Below are 15,490 nucleotides of genomic sequence, written 5' to 3' on the forward strand. Positions count from 1 at the left end.
TTAATTTATACAACGAAATGCGGTATCTTGGCTTCCATCAATAGTATTGCCAAGCTCATTGAACATAGCGGATGGAGGGGCTTTTTGACGGTAAATATTCATGCCATCACCACCAGCAGCATTATCACCACCTTGTGGAAAGGAGCTGCGCAAGACTTTTTCTGTGCCCACTTTAGGGCCTTGTGGATTCTTAACAGGTGACTCTGCATAGTAGTTTTCGCTATACCAATCTCTGACCCATTCAGTATTATTTGTCACCATATCGTAGATTCCTAAAGGATTTGGTGACACTTTTCCTAATATAGGAAGATGTCCATAATTATTATACCCATATTTAACAGAATTGGTTTTGAGTTGTTCATAGCTTGCAATATTTACCCCATTTTTCATGGTGCCATCATTGGTTGCATAGAGAAGGTATTGTCCACGGTTTCGGGCAGCATATTCCCATTGTGCTTCTGTCGGTAAATCCATTTTTTGCCCCATTTGATTGCCTAACCACTGACAATACTTTTGTGCATTGTACCAATTTGCACCTGCTGGGAGTTTATGAAAAATTTCTTTTGGATAGTCTTCTAAATAATCTGGTTGTGCCTGATTGGTGGCCTTGAGATAGATCAAATAATCTTGCAAAGTAATTTTATTATTGGTCATCTTAAAGCTGTCTAAGACCACTTTATGCGGTGGTTTATTATCTTTATCAGATGAATAACCTACATAGCTATTGTAGGGAGGTGTCTCGACATTGCCTTTGGGATTCGTTACTGCCACACTATCTGGAGCTGTTTTTTCTAGTTCTTTGGTGATGGTGCCGAAATCTCCCATAATGAATGAACCACCTTGTACATTCACCATATTTTTCTTTGTGCGCTCGACAAGCTCATGAATTTCAATCTGTAAATTTGGATCTGTAACTTTCTGATTGGCTTGCTTTTGAGAAGATGCATTTGGCTCTGATGGAGTTTTAGCACAAGCCGCTAATGTCAGGCTTGAGAGGAAAATAAAAGCGAATTTTCGATTAATCATATTCTTAAAAATTATAGAGTTGTTAAAATATTGCCAAAGAATAAAGCAAATTTAATATTTCAAAAAGAGAGTTTTTGTTATTTATTGAGCCAACTTTGAATAGGTCAACCAGCTAAGGTTTACATCAATGTATATAAGCATTATCTCAACTCGACTTAACCCAAAACCAAGGGGATATTGATCTATGGGGTAACACACTGGACAACTCGTACAGCTTCTTTGTTTGATATGGCGATTAGTATGAGTGGTTTAGATGTAGAAATTAACCGTTTTGTAACACGGAAAAATGCCATCATTAATATATTTAAAACCTGTATTTCTACTCAGGAATGGATGAATGTCATTCAACATGTGCATCCTCGTGCTGAAACCCAGTCCAAAAGTAATATGCAAAAAATTGAAGGGGATATTATTCGCTTTTTAAACTATGGTGAAGATGCCAGTATTGCTGAAGATATTATTATTGCGCTCAATTCGCGGCAAGACTACGCAGGTGGTCGAGAAAACCAATGTTAAAAGATTTCCTTAAATACCGTAAGCAGGCAAAACCCATACAAGGCTACCCTTTGAATCATTTAATTGTAAAAAATCAAGATGATATGCGATTTAAGCAGTTGGATTATATGGGTGGTTATGCAGATAACGACGCAATTTTAGCTACAAATTTAGATATTTTAGCTCCATTTGACGACAAGGACATACAGCTCTATCAAGCTTGAGCTTGATAGAGCTGAACGTTACGTTAGACTATAGAATCTTTTTAGTTTGGTTTACTACACAGCGTACAGAGTTGTCAAAGTTTGGATTGATTACTCCCTTAAATCTTTCAGGGAAATCTACTGGTTGAATAGGGTGAGTATGACTACGCCGTACAGTTAAACCCTCCCCCATCTGCAAGGTTTGGCCATCTAGAGGTTTAGCACTACGGAGGACTTTCTCAGTTCCTGCTTTAGGGCCTTTCGGGTTTTTTTCAGGGGAATGTTGATAATAATCTGCTGCATACCAATCAAGCATCCATTCATAGTTGTCTGTAATTAAATCATAAAAACCTAGTGCTGAAGCTGGGTATCTGCCTATTACAGAAATTTCAGCACCAATAGACTTAAATTCATGAAATAATGCTTGTCGCTGTTTAAAACTCCATACATTTACGCCATTTTCGATTTTTCCTGTATTGGTTGGAAAATGAATCTTTTGGCCTTTATTGCGGGCAGCATATTCCCACTGAGCTTCGGTCGGGAGGTCTATGTCAAGTTTTAGTTGTGTACCTAACCATTGGCAATAATTTCGTCCCTCTTGCCAAGAAACACCTGCAGAAGAAACAGGATATCTAAATTGTGAAGAGTGAGACTCGGTTGAGACCACTTTGGGTGTATTGGTTGCAGCACTGTATATGTCTAAATCTGCATATGTGGCTTTATAAGCAGACATGCTAAAGCTATCTAGAGTTACTTTGTGAACAGGTTTGCTATCAATCCTGCTGTCATAATGATCAAAATCCCCCATCATAAACGAGCCACCTTCAACAAAAATCATATTCTTCTTGGTTTTTTCTAGCAATTTTTGAATTTGTGCTTGTAATTCGGGAGAAGCATTATTTTGATGATTAGAAGGTGCTTGAGTCTCGTTGGTAGTTTTTGCGCATGCACTTAAAGCAAAGGTTGATAGTAAAATAATGGCTAGGTTTTGATTGATCATATTCTTAAAAATTATAGAGTTGTTAAAATATTGCCAAAAAATAAAGCAAATTTAATATTTCAAAAAGAGAGTTTTTGTTATTTAAACCCTTTAGATGTAAAAAAGCCCCTCAGGGCTTTTTTAATATCGAACTTAAGGCAACTGCTGAATCGGACTGCCACCCAACGCCTGCATTAAAGTCACATAAGCATTATATTGACTTTGCTTCGTCTGAACCAAAGAAAGTCGAGCATTACGTGTGGTTTCTTGTGCATCGAGTAAGTTTTTCAAGGCAATTGCACCATTTCGATAACGTACTTCAGTCAAACGCTCAGTCTTTTCTGCAAGCTGTACATTACGCTCTTGCAAAGCAACTTGTTGACTTAACTCAGTACGATTGGATAGCGCATTTTCCACATCGGCAAAAGCCTGATACAAGGTCTGACGATATTGAATAATAGATTTTTCATAATCCAAATCACTAATCGCAAGGTCTTTCTTCATATCGTTATATTGTAAGAAAGGTAAACTCAAACTCGCACCCAAAGCCAAAGCAGGGTTTTGTAATAAATTACTCAAAGAGGTACTACTCGAGCCTAAACTGCCAGTCAAACTGATCGAAGGGTAGTAACTCGCTTTCGTTGCATCTTTATTTGCCAAAGCTTTACGTAATCTTAATTCGCTCGCTTGTAAATCTGGACGGCGAGACAACAACTCGGCAGGTAAACCCGCTGCAATCGTCGGTAATGCAATTCGAGGTAAACGCTGCGGCTCTGAAATATTCAGTTGTTGCACAGGTTGATGTAACAACACAGCCAATGCAGTACGTGTTTCCACTTTTTGTTGGGCAATTTGGCTTGAGGTCGCTTTTTGACTTTGGACCGACTGTTCCGCTTGGGTTAGATCTAAACCTGACAGAGCGCCGGCTTTATATTGTACCTTGACTAAGTCATAGGTTTTTTGTGTACTGGCTAAGTTTTGCTGCGCAATACTGTAGCGCTCATTTAAATAGCCAAGTTGCCAATATAGGTTTGCTGTTGTTGCAATCAAGCTTTGGGCAGTGGCTTGCAGGTCCTGTTCAGTCGCTAAAGCTTCCCATTTTGCGGCCTCAGTCTGGCTAGCCAAGCGACCAAATAAATCTACTTCATAACTAACGCCACCACTGAGTGATACACCTTTTGATGAGTCATCACCTGAGTTAAGGTCAAAGTTATGTCCAGTAGAGACACTTGAACTCACGCGTGGCCCTTGTTTATTTTCAGCTAAACCTGCTTGTAGTCGAGCTTGCTGTAAATTAATACCTGCAACAGCGAGGTCTGTATTCGCAGCTAAAACTTGATTCACCAACTGGTTCAATTGAGCATCATTAAACAATGTCCACCATTGGTCAGCATACGTATCTGCATGAACTTGCTGACTCATGGCTTTCGCATTTTGAAATTGCGTCGGGATTTGTGTTGCAGGGGCTTCATAAGGCGTCTTAACCACAGCGGCACAGCCGACTAAGCTAGTTCCGAGAATGAAGGCACTTGCAAGTTTAGTTAAGGTCATTTGCATCATTATTTCCTTATTCGCGAGAAAGCGCATCGACAGGGTTCAGCTGTGCGGCATTACGTGCAGGAATAAAGCCAAACACAATACCAATCATACTAGAGCAGACAAAAGCAGCAACGATAGACGTTGTTGAATAGGCCATTTGGAATGTTCCACCGGCAAAATGACTAATCAATTGTCCAATACCTAAAGATAATAAAACCCCAAGCACACCGCCTAAGATACACACCAACACCGCCTCAATCAGGAACTGCTGTAAAATGTCACTTTGACGGGCACCCACGGCCATCCGTACACCAATTTCTTGGGTACGCTCAGTCACCGAAACCAACATAATGTTCATGACCCCAATACCACCGACGATCAATGAAATCACCGCAATCGCAGACACCAATAAAGTCATTGTTGCAGTGGTTTGTTGAATGGTTTCACGGATACTATCGGAGTTTTGTGTAAAGACATCTTGCGCGCCATGACGTTGCACTAACAAGTTTAATATGGCGTTTTCAGCAGCGGCACTTGGGTATTCATCTTTCACTCGGACAATGATGCTACGTACGTTCGACTGCCCCAGCATACGACTCATAACCGTTGAATACGGCAAATACACATTCAGGCTATCTGAGTTACCCATCATGCTTTTTTGTTCTTCGATCACGCCAATGATACGGCTCGGCACACTGCCTAATAAAATGACTTGACCCACAGGGTTGGTGCCATCTGCAAAGAAGGTATTTTTAGTATTACTATCAATCACCACATCTTGCGCTTGCTCAGTCACGCTTTCTTTATCAAAAGACTGACCCGAAGCGAAGTTCATTCCTTTGACATAGAAGAAATCTTCACTCACGCCATTCACTGTGGTCGACGCTTCTGTGTCTTTAAAACGTGCTGTAACAGATGAATTGACTGAAGGACTAACGCCATCGACATAAGGTTGTTCCGCAAGGGCCGTCGCATCGGCTGGAACCAATGTTTTTACTTGCGATGATCTTGAGTTATCACCAAATCCACGACCTTGATACACCGTAATGGTATTGGTACCTAAACTGCTGATATTTTCTAAAATTTGCTTTTGTGAACCATTCCCAAGAGCCACAACAGAAACCACAGAAGCGATACCAATAATGATCCCGAGCATGGTTAAAAATGTTCGCATACGGTGAGCATTCATGGCAAGGATCGCCATACGGAAGGCTTCACCTAAACGGTCAACGGCAGAGCGCCAGCTTGAGGTTTTTTTCTGTGTGTTTGGAACGAGTTGCTGTTTTTCTAAAGGTTCATCATCTGTTTCAGGTACATTGGGTTGATCTGAAATGATGTTACCGTCTGAAATTTCAATAATTCGAGTCGCATTTTTTGCAACATTATGGTCGTGCGTGACCAAAATAATGGTATGACCTTTGGCATTGAGTTCGCGCAAAATCCGCATCACTTCAATACCACTATTCTTATCTAATGCACCAGTGGGTTCATCGGCAAGAATAACATCGCCACCATTCATCAGAGCACGCGCAATCGACACACGTTGTTGCTGACCACCGGAAAGTTGACTCGGACGGTTTTGGGTTTTTTCACCCAGTCCTAAGTCAGTCAGCAGTTGTTTGGCACGTGCATTGCGTTCGGTTGCATCTGCGCCGGCATAGATTGCGGGAACTTCAACGTTACCTGCAGCATTCAAATCACCGAGTAAGTGATAACGCTGGAAAATAAAGCCAAAATATTCACGGCGTAACTGTGCCAGTTCATCTGGTTCAAGTTCACGGGTTTCACGCCCCTTGACCTTGTAACTGCCATTGGTTGGCTTATCAAGGCACCCCAAAATGTTCATGAGGGTAGATTTACCAGAACCGGACTGACCTACAATTGCTACCAGTTCACCTGGGTAAATCTCAAGATTCACCCCTTTTAGAATCTGGACTGTGCTTTCACCGGCAGAGAATTCACGCGTCAGATTCTTGACCTCGAGTAGAGGTGTTTGATGTTGACTCATGATTACATTCTCATTGGGCCGCCGCGATTACTGCGTTTCGCTGAATCATTAGAGGTATCTGAACCGTCGGCAATTACGACTTTGTCACCTTGTTTTAGGCCACGGATCACTTGTGCGGTCACACGGTTATTTAAACCAAGTAATACAGGTTGAGGTTGTGCAGAACCATCCGCTTGCAATACACGTACCATGGCAACGCTCGCTTTACCTTGTTTGACCAATGCTTTTTCAGCTTCGGTTAGTTCTAAACGTTTAGGACGGTTTGGATTATCTTTATTCGATTTAGCTTCTGCGTTGGTATTTTTATCAGCAGATTGACCATCGGTAGACGTATTATTTCGGCTACGTTGTGGACGGTTCGAGGTTTGTACAGCTGCAGCAGGGACAGTCAAGACATTCTTGGCTTCGTCTAAAATGATATACACCTGAGCGGTCATATCGATACGCAATTTGCCGTCTTCATTCGGGACATCAAATAGCGCGTTGTAGTAAACCGCAGTACTTGAAGACGAAGAGGTATTGCTGTTGCTTTCGGTGTTAATTGAGTTTGGTGCAGGTTCAACTTGGCGCAGGGTAGCATAGTGTTTTGTTTCACTGTCGCCCAAGGTTGTAAAATAAACGTTTTGACCTTCTTGGACTTTCATCACATCGGCTTCAGAAATTTCAGCTTTAATGGTCATGGTGTCGAGTTTTGCCAATTTCACAATGGTTGGCGCACTTTGGTTGGCATTTACGGTTTGACCTTCTTCAGTCACAATCGCCACGATGGTTCCATCCATAGGTGCAACAATTTGTGTATAGCCTAAGTCTTCTTTTGCAGTCGCTAAAGTTAAACGTGATTGTTCGATTTGTGCATTAATGGCTGCAATATCAGCTTGTGCAGTTTTATAACTTGCTAGCGCAGATTCAAGTTCTGCACGACTAGTCGCGTCTTGAGCATACATTGCTTGTTGACGATTATATTCAGCTTGGACTTTTGCAAGATTTGCTTGTTTAACTGCCAATTGCGCTTGTTGGTTTTTGATGCTGGCTTCTGCAGTTTTTAAATCATTTTCCTGACGTACCGAGTCAATACGGGCAATCAGCTGACCTTGTTTCACTTCATCACCGAGTTGCACATACATCTTTTTCACCTGACCAGAAACCTGTGCACCAACACTCACCATTTTGGTTGCTTCAAGTACACCTGTTGCAAGTACAGAGTTTTCAATGTCACCACGACTCACTTCAGCAGTAATATATTGCGGCTGAGTTTCTTTAGGTTTTAGGAAATGCCATGCAGTGACAGCGATTGCCAAAGCAACGATGATGGCTACGATCAATTTTGCTGGTTTTATTTTTGGCATGATTGGCAGTTAAAAGTTTATAAAGATGATTGAATTATAAGATTTAAATACGGATAAATTGTGAACTTTTTGAACAAATAGTAATGATAATTATTCTTTTATACTGCAATGCAAGTTATTACAGCCTTTTATTAGACTAGAAGAGTCTGCGCCCACACAAGCTGGCAATAGCTTGTTGTACCAAGTGCTCAGGATTTTCATGACCTAAACCTTTTATTGACGCGTCTAAACGAAGTAATAGGGCAGGCCACGTCAAAAACTCATTGGCATTTAAACGACGTAAAGCTTGTTGATACAGTCCGACTTTGGTCTTCCAAATGCCAATTTGCAAGGCATTTTGTGGTTGCTCAAACAGTTGCATCAGCAAGCGCATTTCCTTACTGATACTCCATAAAATAAGTGACATCGGCTCACCAGAGGCAATCAAATATTGAAAAATTTTAATTGATTGCGCCAAATTGCCTTGCAGCATTGCATCATTTAAATCATAGGTGGTGTAGCGTGACTGATCTTGTAAGCAAGAGTACAGATGATCAATCTGAATCATTTCAGCTTCAGGAAAAGTATCTGCGACACGCATTAAACTATTTTTTGCAGCCAGTAAATTGTGCTCATGATGCTGTTCTAACCATTGCCAAGCATCATTGGCGAGTTTAATGCCGAGCTTTTGTGCTTCAACGGCCAAAATTTGCTGACGATCTTTAGGGTAGTTTGCAGTCAGTGCAACATTGACTCCATTGGCATCAATGGTTTGGAAAAAACTGGTCTTTAAACTCGCACTGTCTTGCTTCGGCATGACCACGAGCAGCAAGTTACTTTCATTTTGCTGCAAATAGCTTTTTAACAGTTTTAGTCCATTGGCATCGGGTTTAATGCTGCCATGTGCCTCAATTGCCAGTTGACTGGAAAATAATGACAAGCTATTTAAAGCATTAAAGACATTTTTCCAGTCCGCAGCAGAGCTAATGTCATACCGTTGACGCTCGATTTCTCTAGCGCTCCAACTCTTACGAAATGCATCGAGGAGATTTTGTTCAAGTAAAGGCTCTTGACCATGTAGCACCCAGGCACCTTGCGCTTCATCTACACGTTTTAATGCCTGAAGATAGTCAAGTTTCATAAATCAAAATTACTCAGCTTTGGTCGGTGCAGTTAGTGGGTTTGCTTTCGGTAAGCGGTTTGATGAAATTTGGCGCACGATCTGTTGTGCAATGTCATCAATAATCACTTGTTTTAAATATTTTTCTTCTTGGTCATCGGTGTTCACGGTTGCTACGTCGTATTGGTAGCTACGTGTTGCCATCAATGTACGTGGTTCTGTCACAGGGTTACCTTGAGCATCTTCAATTTGGAACGTCACATTCAAGCGCAGTAAAGTTTCAACCAATTTACCATTGAGTTCTAAACGTCGCGGAGTGTAATCCAACACATGTAAGACATAGGCATTTTGATTATTGCTCAATTGCACGCCTGCAGAACCTAAATAAATCGCTAACTTTTCATGTAGGTCATCCGTATCTTCAGGAAGTGCCAATCGCATATTGGAATAGGCTACAGGTACAGCAGCAGGGTTGGTGCCTTTTAAATGAAAACCACAACCGACCATGCCTGCGCTCAGGCCCATAGTTAATACAATTGCAGCAACACGTTGAACCAAGTGCATAAAGTGTCCTCTGTTTCCCGAAGGGATAATGTTGAAATCCTGTGTGGATTGTAAAGTCAAAGCCCGTTGACTGGCAACGGGCTTTGTTTGGGAATTGTTTTTTAATCCCTCCCGACCTCCCTTTAAAAAAGGGAGGAGACCCGATTTTTTATTGGGAGCGGGAAGTCCCCCTTTTATAAAGGGGGATTTAGGGGGATTAAATTAAACCACCAAATTCACTAATTTATTCGGCACCACAATTTCTTTCTTGGTTGGACCAGTCAAGAATTGTTGAACTTCAGGTAATGCTTTTGCTTGTGCAAGAATGTCATCTTTAGAGGCATCGACAGATACTTCTAATTTGCCACGAAGTTTACCGTTTACTTGCACCACAATCGTTTGTGTATTGCGAGTCAGCGCAGATTCATCTACAACAGGGAAGCGTGCTGATGTTAATTCAATACCAAACTCAGCCAATAAGGTTTGGCTTAAATGTGGTGCAAACGGAGCAAGTAAAGTTAGAAGGGTAATGATTGATTCACGTGCAACGGCAACGTCATTGTCATCTTTCGCTTCAAACTTATTGTTTGCATTCAAAAGTTCCATCATCGCAGCAATGGCGGTGTTGAAGGCATGACGACGAGCAATGTCATCACCCACTTTTTGAATGGTTTCGTGTGTTTTACGACGTAAGTCTTGTGCAGCGGTAGAAAGTGTCGCTTTGTCGATGTTTGCAGCAGAGTTGCCTTGTTCAAGGAAACCAGTTGCTAGGCGCCATACACGTTTTAAGAAACGGTTTGCACCTTCAACACCTGCGTCAGACCATTCAAGTGATTGATCTGGTGGTGCAGCAAACATCATGAATACACGTGCAGTATCTGCGCCGTATTGATCAATAATCGCTTGCGGGTCGATACCGTTATTTTTCGATTTCGACATTTTCTCTTGACCACCCACCACGACGTCTTGACCATCACCTTGATATTTCGCAGAAATGATACGACCTTTTTCGTCTTTTTCAAGTTCGATGTCAGCAGGGTTAAACCAAGTCTTCTTACCTGAATCAGCTTCACGGTAGTAGGTATCCGCAAGAACCATACCTTGAGTAAGCAAGTTGGTGAATGGCTCGTTCCCTTGTACCACACCTTCATCACGCATCAATTTGTGGAAGAAGCGTGCATAAAGTAAATGAAGAATTGCGTGTTCAACACCACCGATGTATTGGTTCACAGGTAACCAAGTTTGACCCGCTTCAGGTTTTACCATACCGTCAGTGAAATCTGGAGATGCATAGCGTGCATAGTACCAAGATGATTCTACAAAGGTATCCAAAGTATCTGTTTCACGACGAGCATCGCCACCACAGCATGGGCAAGTGGTTTCATAGAACTCAGGCATTTTGTTGAGTGGATTGCCTGAACCGTCTGGAACCACGTCCGTTGGCAATACAACTGGAAGTTGTTCTTCAGGTACTGGAACCTGACCACATTTTTCACAGTTGATCATAGGAATTGGACAACCCCAATAACGCTGACGAGAAACACCCCAGTCACGTAAACGGAATTGAACTTTCGAGTTGGCAAGTCCAGTCGGTTCTAATTTTGCAAGGAATGCATCATATGCACCTTGTAAATCTAAACCATCAAATTCGCCTGAATTCACCAGTTTGCCTTCTTTAGAACCGTACCATTCTTGCCAAGTGGTTGCGTCAAAGTCTGCATCGTCTGCACCTTTGGCATCAATCACTTGCTTGATGGTTAAGCCATATTTGTTGGCAAATTCGAAGTCACGTTCATCGTGTGATGGAACCGCCATCACCGCACCTGAACCGTAAGACATCAAGACGTAGTTTGCGATCCAAACAGGAACTTCTTCACCTGTAACTGGGTGCTTAACTGACAAACCTGTTGCCATGCCTTTCTTTTCAGCAGTCGCAAGGTCTGCTTCTGCAACAGAACCCATACGGCATTCTTCGATAAATGCAGCAAGCTCAGGATTGCTTTCCGCAGCTTTAAGTGCCATTGGATGCTCTGCTGCAACTGCAACATAAGTCACACCCATGAGTGTGTCAGCACGAGTGGTAAATACAGTTAAACCATCTGCATAAACATTTGGATTCGCTGAAGGGAAGGTAATTTCCATACCCTGTGAGCGACCAATCCAGTTACGTTGCATGGTTAAAACTTGCTGTGGCCAGCCGTCTTTTAATGTGTCTAGATCGTCAAGTAATTCTTGCGCATAGTCAGTGATGCGGAAGTAGTACATTGGAATATCACGTTTCTCAACCAATGCACCTGAACGCCAGCCACGACCATTTTCAACTTGTTCGTTTGCTAAAACAGTTTGGTCTACAGGGTCCCAGTTCACTGTTGAAAGCTTACGGTAAATTAAACCTTTTTTATAAAGCTGTACGAATAACCATTGTTCCCAACGGTAGTATTCAGGTGTGCAAGTTGCAAATTCACGATCCCAATCTACAGAAAGACCTAACTTTTTAAGCTGATTACGCATGTAATCAATGTTTTCAAAAGTCCATTTTGCAGGAGCGACTTGATGGGCAATTGCAGCATTTTCAGCAGGTAGACCGAAAGCATCCCAACCCATTGGTTGTAGTACAGTTTCACCTTGTAAGCGGTGGAAACGGCTGATCACGTCACCAATTGTATAGTTACGCACATGACCCATATGCAGTTTGCCACTTGGATAAGGGAACATAGAGAGGATATAACGACGTGGTCCTTCTACTTGGTCGGCAACTTTGAAGGCTTTGCGATTTTCCCAGTCTTGTTGGACTGTAGGTTCAATCGCACTGGCTTGATATTCAGGGTCAATGTGAGTAGTCATAAACGTAAATAGAAATAACGGTTAAAAAGTTTGTGCTACAGCATAGCGCAAAATACGCCTAGAGTGAATTTTGCGATGCTGTGTAGATGTAAATAATTTAAGTCAAAATTGAAGGCTTTGGCGTAAATTATTGTGGTGCGGAGGCTACGGCTTGACCTTGGCGGAGCGCTGCATTGGCTTCGCGTTGTTGTTCCGCTAGCTGCTCATTTTGTTCATTCGACTGTTCGGCTTCACGTGAAACCTCTTCTTGGTTTTTTGCTGGAGTTGATTGCGTAGTCGTTGTTGCACCATAGGTATTCACTTTACCTTTACGCTGCGCATTTTTTGGCGGTGGCGTGGTGGTGTAATGCGTTGAACCTTTTGCATCCACCCACTTGTAATATTCTTTCGCTGAAAGGTCCAAACTGGTCAGGCAAAATGCCATGCTAGATAAAATACAGGCAGTGCGAGCAATCGTCGTCTTCATCATAAATTCAGTCCCAAAGTTAGAGTGATCATGCAAAATTATGCTGAAAATTTTGCGCTTTTTTGACAGCAGAATCTATGCATTTTTTAGCACAAAGGATAAAAGGGACATCGCGTGGGATGAATAACTTTGTGAATGATGAATTGGGGGATTTATAAGCAATCAAAATATTGGATTCTTATCATTTAACCTATGCAGCAACTTCAATGTAAAGCAATTGAATTAAAAACATACATCCATTCATTTAATTTATTTATTAGATTTATAAAAGTATTTTATTAAATACATGCTAACTGGTTATAAATAAACAAACTACAAAGAATACGAAGAAAGAGAGGGTGCTTAAAAAACAAACGGTCTGTAAGTAATCAGAAAAAAGCCGATTTTTAAACTTGACTTTAATGGTTGAAACTACAAAAATGCTGTCTTTAGTTTTATATGCCTTAGATCGATCACCCTTCGAATGAGTGCATTTTAGCAATGGACTTCTTCTCTAGCCGAGACGTTGAACAAAGCCAACAAAATATGTTTATCCCAACATGTTTTAGACCCCATATTGCTCAAACAGCAAGCAGGTCAGATTTTTTTCTTATTGCTATGAAAACTATGAAATTTGTGTGCTATAACAGAGCACACAGTTAATGAATTAACCACGACAAATGCCCTCCATTTGTGCGTGAAAAAAGATTAGGGTGAATCACGTTGGAACTTTTATCTGGTGGTGAAATGCTCGTACGCGCTTTAGCGGACGAAGGCGTTGAACATGTTTTTGGATACCCAGGCGGCGCAGTACTGCATATTTATGATGCGCTATTTCAACAAGAAAAAATCAATCATTACCTAGTGCGCCACGAGCAAGCTGCTGGTCATATGGCTGATGCTTACTCACGTGTCACAGGTAAAACAGGTGTCGTACTGGTGACATCTGGTCCGGGTGCAACAAATACCGTAACTCCAATTGCAACTGCCTATATGGACTCAATCCCAATGGTGATTTTGTCAGGTCAGGTTGCAAGCCATCTTATCGGTGAGGATGCGTTCCAAGAAACGGATATGGTCGGTATTTCGCGCCCAATCGTAAAACACAGCTTCCAAGTACGTCATGCAAGCGAAATCCCTTCGATTATTAAGAAGGCATTTTATATCGCTTCAAGTGGTCGTCCGGGTCCTGTTGTCGTTGATATTCCAAAAGATGCAACGAATCCTGCAGAGAAATTTGCTTACGAATATCCTGAAAAAGTGAAAATGCGTTCGTATCAACCGCCGCATCGTGGTCACTCAGGTCAAATTCGTAAAGCAATTGATGAATTGATTCATGCTAAACGCCCAATTATTTATTCAGGCGGTGGTGTGGTTCAAGGCAACGCTTCTGCACAGTTGACAGAACTTGCACATTTATTGGGTTATCCAGTAACCAGTACTTTAATGGGTCTTGGTGCGTATCCGGGCAATGATGAACAATTCATCGGTATGTTGGGTATGCATGGTACTTACGAAGCCAATATGACTATGCACAATGCAGATGTGATTCTGTGTGTGGGCGCGCGCTTCGATGACCGTGTAACCAATAATCCAGCGAAATTCTGTCCAAATGCGAAAGTCATTCATATTGATATAGACCCAGCAACGATTTCAAAAACAATTATGGCGCACATCCCAATTGTGGGTGCAGTAGAGCCTGTATTGACTGAAATGTTGGCTCAATTAAAGCAATTGAATGTGTCTAAACCAAATCCAGAAGATATCGCGGCTTGGTGGAAACAAATCAATGAATGGCGTCAAGTTCATGGTTTGAACTATGACAAACCAACTGATGGTTCAATGAAGCCACAGCAAGTTGTTGAAGCGTTGGATAAAATTACCAATAGCCAAGCCATCATTACTTCAGACGTTGGTCAACACCAAATGTTTGGTGCGCTTTACTACAAATACACACGTCCACGTCAATGGATCAACTCAGGTGGTCTAGGAACCATGGGTGTAGGTTTGCCATATGCTATGGCAGCAAAACTTGCCTTCCCAGATCAACAAGTAGTGTGTATTACTGGCGAAGCATCGATTCAGATGTGTATCCAAGAACTATCTACATGTAAGCAATATGGCTTGAATGTAAAAATTCTATGCTTGAATAACCGTGCATTAGGTATGGTTAAGCAATGGCAAGACATGAACTACGAAGGTCGTCACTCAAGCTCGTATGTTGAGTCACTTCCAGACTTCCCTAAATTAATGGAGGCGTATGGTCATGTAGGTATTCAAATTGACCATGCAGATGAACTCGAGTCGAAGCTTGCTGAAGCGATGGCGATCAATGACAAGTGTGTGTTTATTAACGTGATGGTTGACCGTTCAGAGCATGTATATCCAATGTTGGTTGCTGGCCAGTCAATGAAAGATATGTGGTTAGGCAAAGGAGAGCGCACACAATGAGACATATTATCTCTGTACTTGTAGAAAACGAAGCAGGTGCGCTTTCACGTTTGGTAGGTTTATTCTCGCAGCGTGGTTATAACATTGAGACATTAAACGTAGCGCCAACAGAAGATCCGACGCTTTCGCGTTTGACTTTAACCACGTATGGCGATGAGCATAAAATTGAACAAATCACCAAACAACTCAACAAGCTTGTCGAAGTTGTTAAAGTTGTTGATTTGTCTGAAGGTGCTCATATTGAACGTGAATTGATGTTAATTAAAGTCAAAGCACTTGGTTCAGCGCGCGCAGAAATTAAACGTACTGCGGATATTTTCCGTGGACAAATCGTAGACGTAACACCAACGACATATACCATTCAAATCGCAGGTACAACTGAAAAGATAGATGGTTTTATTGATGCCTTAGCTGAAAATACAATTCTAGAAGTTGTACGTTCAGGTGTTTCAGGTATCGCACGTGGCGAAAAAGTTTTAACTATCTAATTTTATATATTCACCTCACTCCTA

13 protein-coding genes are annotated in these 15,490 nt (G+C 41.7%); 4 read left to right on the forward strand and 9 right to left on the reverse strand.

Annotation, left to right across the window (positions count from 1 at the left end):
- On the reverse strand, positions 1–1,026 hold the full coding sequence (locus FTU16_RS09125; protein WP_180163117.1) for an SUMF1/EgtB/PvdO family nonheme iron enzyme: 1,026 nt from the start codon (positions 1,024–1,026) through the stop codon (positions 1–3).
- Positions 1,027–1,266: 240 nt separating this feature from the next.
- Here FTU16_RS09125 and FTU16_RS09130 point away from each other — a divergent pair, with 240 nt between their 5' ends.
- Both FTU16_RS09130 and FTU16_RS09135 read left to right on the forward strand, forming a co-directional pair.
- Positions 1,267–1,542 (forward strand): hypothetical protein, encoded by a 276-nt coding sequence (locus tag FTU16_RS09130; RefSeq protein ID WP_180163118.1) that lies wholly within the window; start codon positions 1,267–1,269, stop codon positions 1,540–1,542.
- Positions 1,536–1,745: a hypothetical protein gene (locus tag FTU16_RS09135; RefSeq protein ID WP_180163119.1), complete on the forward strand. Its 210-nt coding sequence runs from the start codon at positions 1,536–1,538 to the stop codon at positions 1,743–1,745. The genes FTU16_RS09130 and FTU16_RS09135 overlap by 7 nt, the downstream gene beginning before the upstream one ends.
- A 28-nt stretch (positions 1,746–1,773) precedes the next feature.
- Here FTU16_RS09135 and FTU16_RS09140 read toward each other — a convergent pair whose 3' ends face one another.
- The 8 genes from FTU16_RS09140 to FTU16_RS09175 all read right to left on the reverse strand — a co-directional run bounded on the left by FTU16_RS09140 (position 1,774) and on the right by FTU16_RS09175 (position 12,551).
- Complete coding sequence (locus FTU16_RS09140; protein ID WP_180163120.1) at positions 1,774–2,724, reverse strand: SUMF1/EgtB/PvdO family nonheme iron enzyme; 951 nt, start codon at positions 2,722–2,724, stop codon at positions 1,774–1,776.
- 132 nt (positions 2,725–2,856) lie between these two features.
- On the reverse strand, positions 2,857–4,260 hold the full coding sequence (locus FTU16_RS09145; protein WP_180163144.1) for an efflux transporter outer membrane subunit: 1,404 nt from the start codon (positions 4,258–4,260) through the stop codon (positions 2,857–2,859).
- Between the two features lie 10 nt (positions 4,261–4,270).
- Positions 4,271–6,250, reverse strand: coding sequence for a MacB family efflux pump subunit (locus FTU16_RS09150; protein WP_180163121.1), 1,980 nt, complete (start codon positions 6,248–6,250; stop codon positions 4,271–4,273).
- 2 nt (positions 6,251–6,252) lie between these two features.
- Positions 6,253–7,596, reverse strand: coding sequence for a MacA family efflux pump subunit (locus FTU16_RS09155; protein ID WP_180163122.1), 1,344 nt, complete (start codon positions 7,594–7,596; stop codon positions 6,253–6,255).
- A gap of 136 nt (positions 7,597–7,732) precedes the next feature.
- Positions 7,733–8,716: a DNA polymerase III subunit delta gene (gene holA / locus FTU16_RS09160; protein WP_180163123.1), complete on the reverse strand. Its 984-nt coding sequence runs from the start codon at positions 8,714–8,716 to the stop codon at positions 7,733–7,735.
- A 9-nt stretch (positions 8,717–8,725) separates the two neighbouring features.
- Complete coding sequence (lptE, locus tag FTU16_RS09165) at positions 8,726–9,259, reverse strand: LPS assembly lipoprotein LptE (RefSeq protein WP_078192675.1); 534 nt, start codon at positions 9,257–9,259, stop codon at positions 8,726–8,728.
- A 201-nt stretch (positions 9,260–9,460) separates the two neighbouring features.
- The gene (leuS, locus tag FTU16_RS09170) at positions 9,461–12,082 is read right to left on the reverse strand and encodes a leucine--tRNA ligase (protein WP_180163124.1); all 2,622 of its coding nucleotides are present in this window, start codon (positions 12,080–12,082) and stop codon (positions 9,461–9,463) included.
- Positions 12,083–12,209: 127 nt separating this feature from the next.
- On the reverse strand, positions 12,210–12,551 hold the full coding sequence (locus FTU16_RS09175) for a DUF4124 domain-containing protein (protein ID WP_249708160.1): 342 nt from the start codon (positions 12,549–12,551) through the stop codon (positions 12,210–12,212).
- A 699-nt stretch (positions 12,552–13,250) separates the two neighbouring features.
- Between FTU16_RS09175 and FTU16_RS09180 the strand changes: the two genes are divergently transcribed.
- A complete protein-coding gene (locus FTU16_RS09180) occupies positions 13,251–14,978 on the forward strand; it encodes an acetolactate synthase 3 large subunit (RefSeq protein ID WP_168378448.1) in 1,728 nt (575 codons plus the stop codon).
- The gene (ilvN, locus tag FTU16_RS09185) at positions 14,975–15,466 is read left to right on the forward strand and encodes an acetolactate synthase small subunit (protein WP_078189625.1); all 492 of its coding nucleotides are present in this window, start codon (positions 14,975–14,977) and stop codon (positions 15,464–15,466) included. The genes FTU16_RS09180 and ilvN overlap by 4 nt, the downstream gene beginning before the upstream one ends.
- Positions 15,467–15,490: the final 24 nt, after the last annotated feature.

Origin of the sequence: Acinetobacter sp. YH12069 (assembly GCF_013419675.1) — a bacterium.
GTDB lineage: Bacteria > Pseudomonadota > Gammaproteobacteria > Pseudomonadales > Moraxellaceae > Acinetobacter > Acinetobacter amyesii.

Bases quoted from the DNA above. Each gene is read 5' to 3' on its own strand.
- FTU16_RS09150 (WP_180163121.1), bottom strand. From the start codon at position 6,250: ATGAGTCAACATCAAACACCTCTACTCGAGGTCAAGAATCTGACGCGT.
- FTU16_RS09145 (WP_180163144.1), bottom strand. From the start codon at position 4,260: ATGCAAATGACCTTAACTAAACTTGCAAGTGCCTTCATTCTCGGAACT.
- FTU16_RS09135 (WP_180163119.1), top strand. From the start codon at position 1,536: ATGTTAAAAGATTTCCTTAAATACCGTAAGCAGGCAAAACCCATACAA.
- FTU16_RS09130 (WP_180163118.1), top strand. From the start codon at position 1,267: ATGAGTGGTTTAGATGTAGAAATTAACCGTTTTGTAACACGGAAAAAT.
- FTU16_RS09140 (WP_180163120.1), bottom strand. From the start codon at position 2,724: ATGATCAATCAAAACCTAGCCATTATTTTACTATCAACCTTTGCTTTA.
- FTU16_RS09125 (WP_180163117.1), bottom strand. From the start codon at position 1,026: ATGATTAATCGAAAATTCGCTTTTATTTTCCTCTCAAGCCTGACATTA.
- holA (WP_180163123.1), bottom strand. From the start codon at position 8,716: ATGAAACTTGACTATCTTCAGGCATTAAAACGTGTAGATGAAGCGCAA.
- ilvN (WP_078189625.1), top strand. From the start codon at position 14,975: ATGAGACATATTATCTCTGTACTTGTAGAAAACGAAGCAGGTGCGCTT.
- leuS (WP_180163124.1), bottom strand. From the start codon at position 12,082: ATGACTACTCACATTGACCCTGAATATCAAGCCAGTGCGATTGAACCT.
- lptE (WP_078192675.1), bottom strand. From the start codon at position 9,259: ATGCACTTGGTTCAACGTGTTGCTGCAATTGTATTAACTATGGGCCTG.
- FTU16_RS09155 (WP_180163122.1), bottom strand. From the start codon at position 7,596: ATGCCAAAAATAAAACCAGCAAAATTGATCGTAGCCATCATCGTTGCT.
- FTU16_RS09175 (WP_249708160.1), bottom strand. From the start codon at position 12,551: ATGATGAAGACGACGATTGCTCGCACTGCCTGTATTTTATCTAGCATG.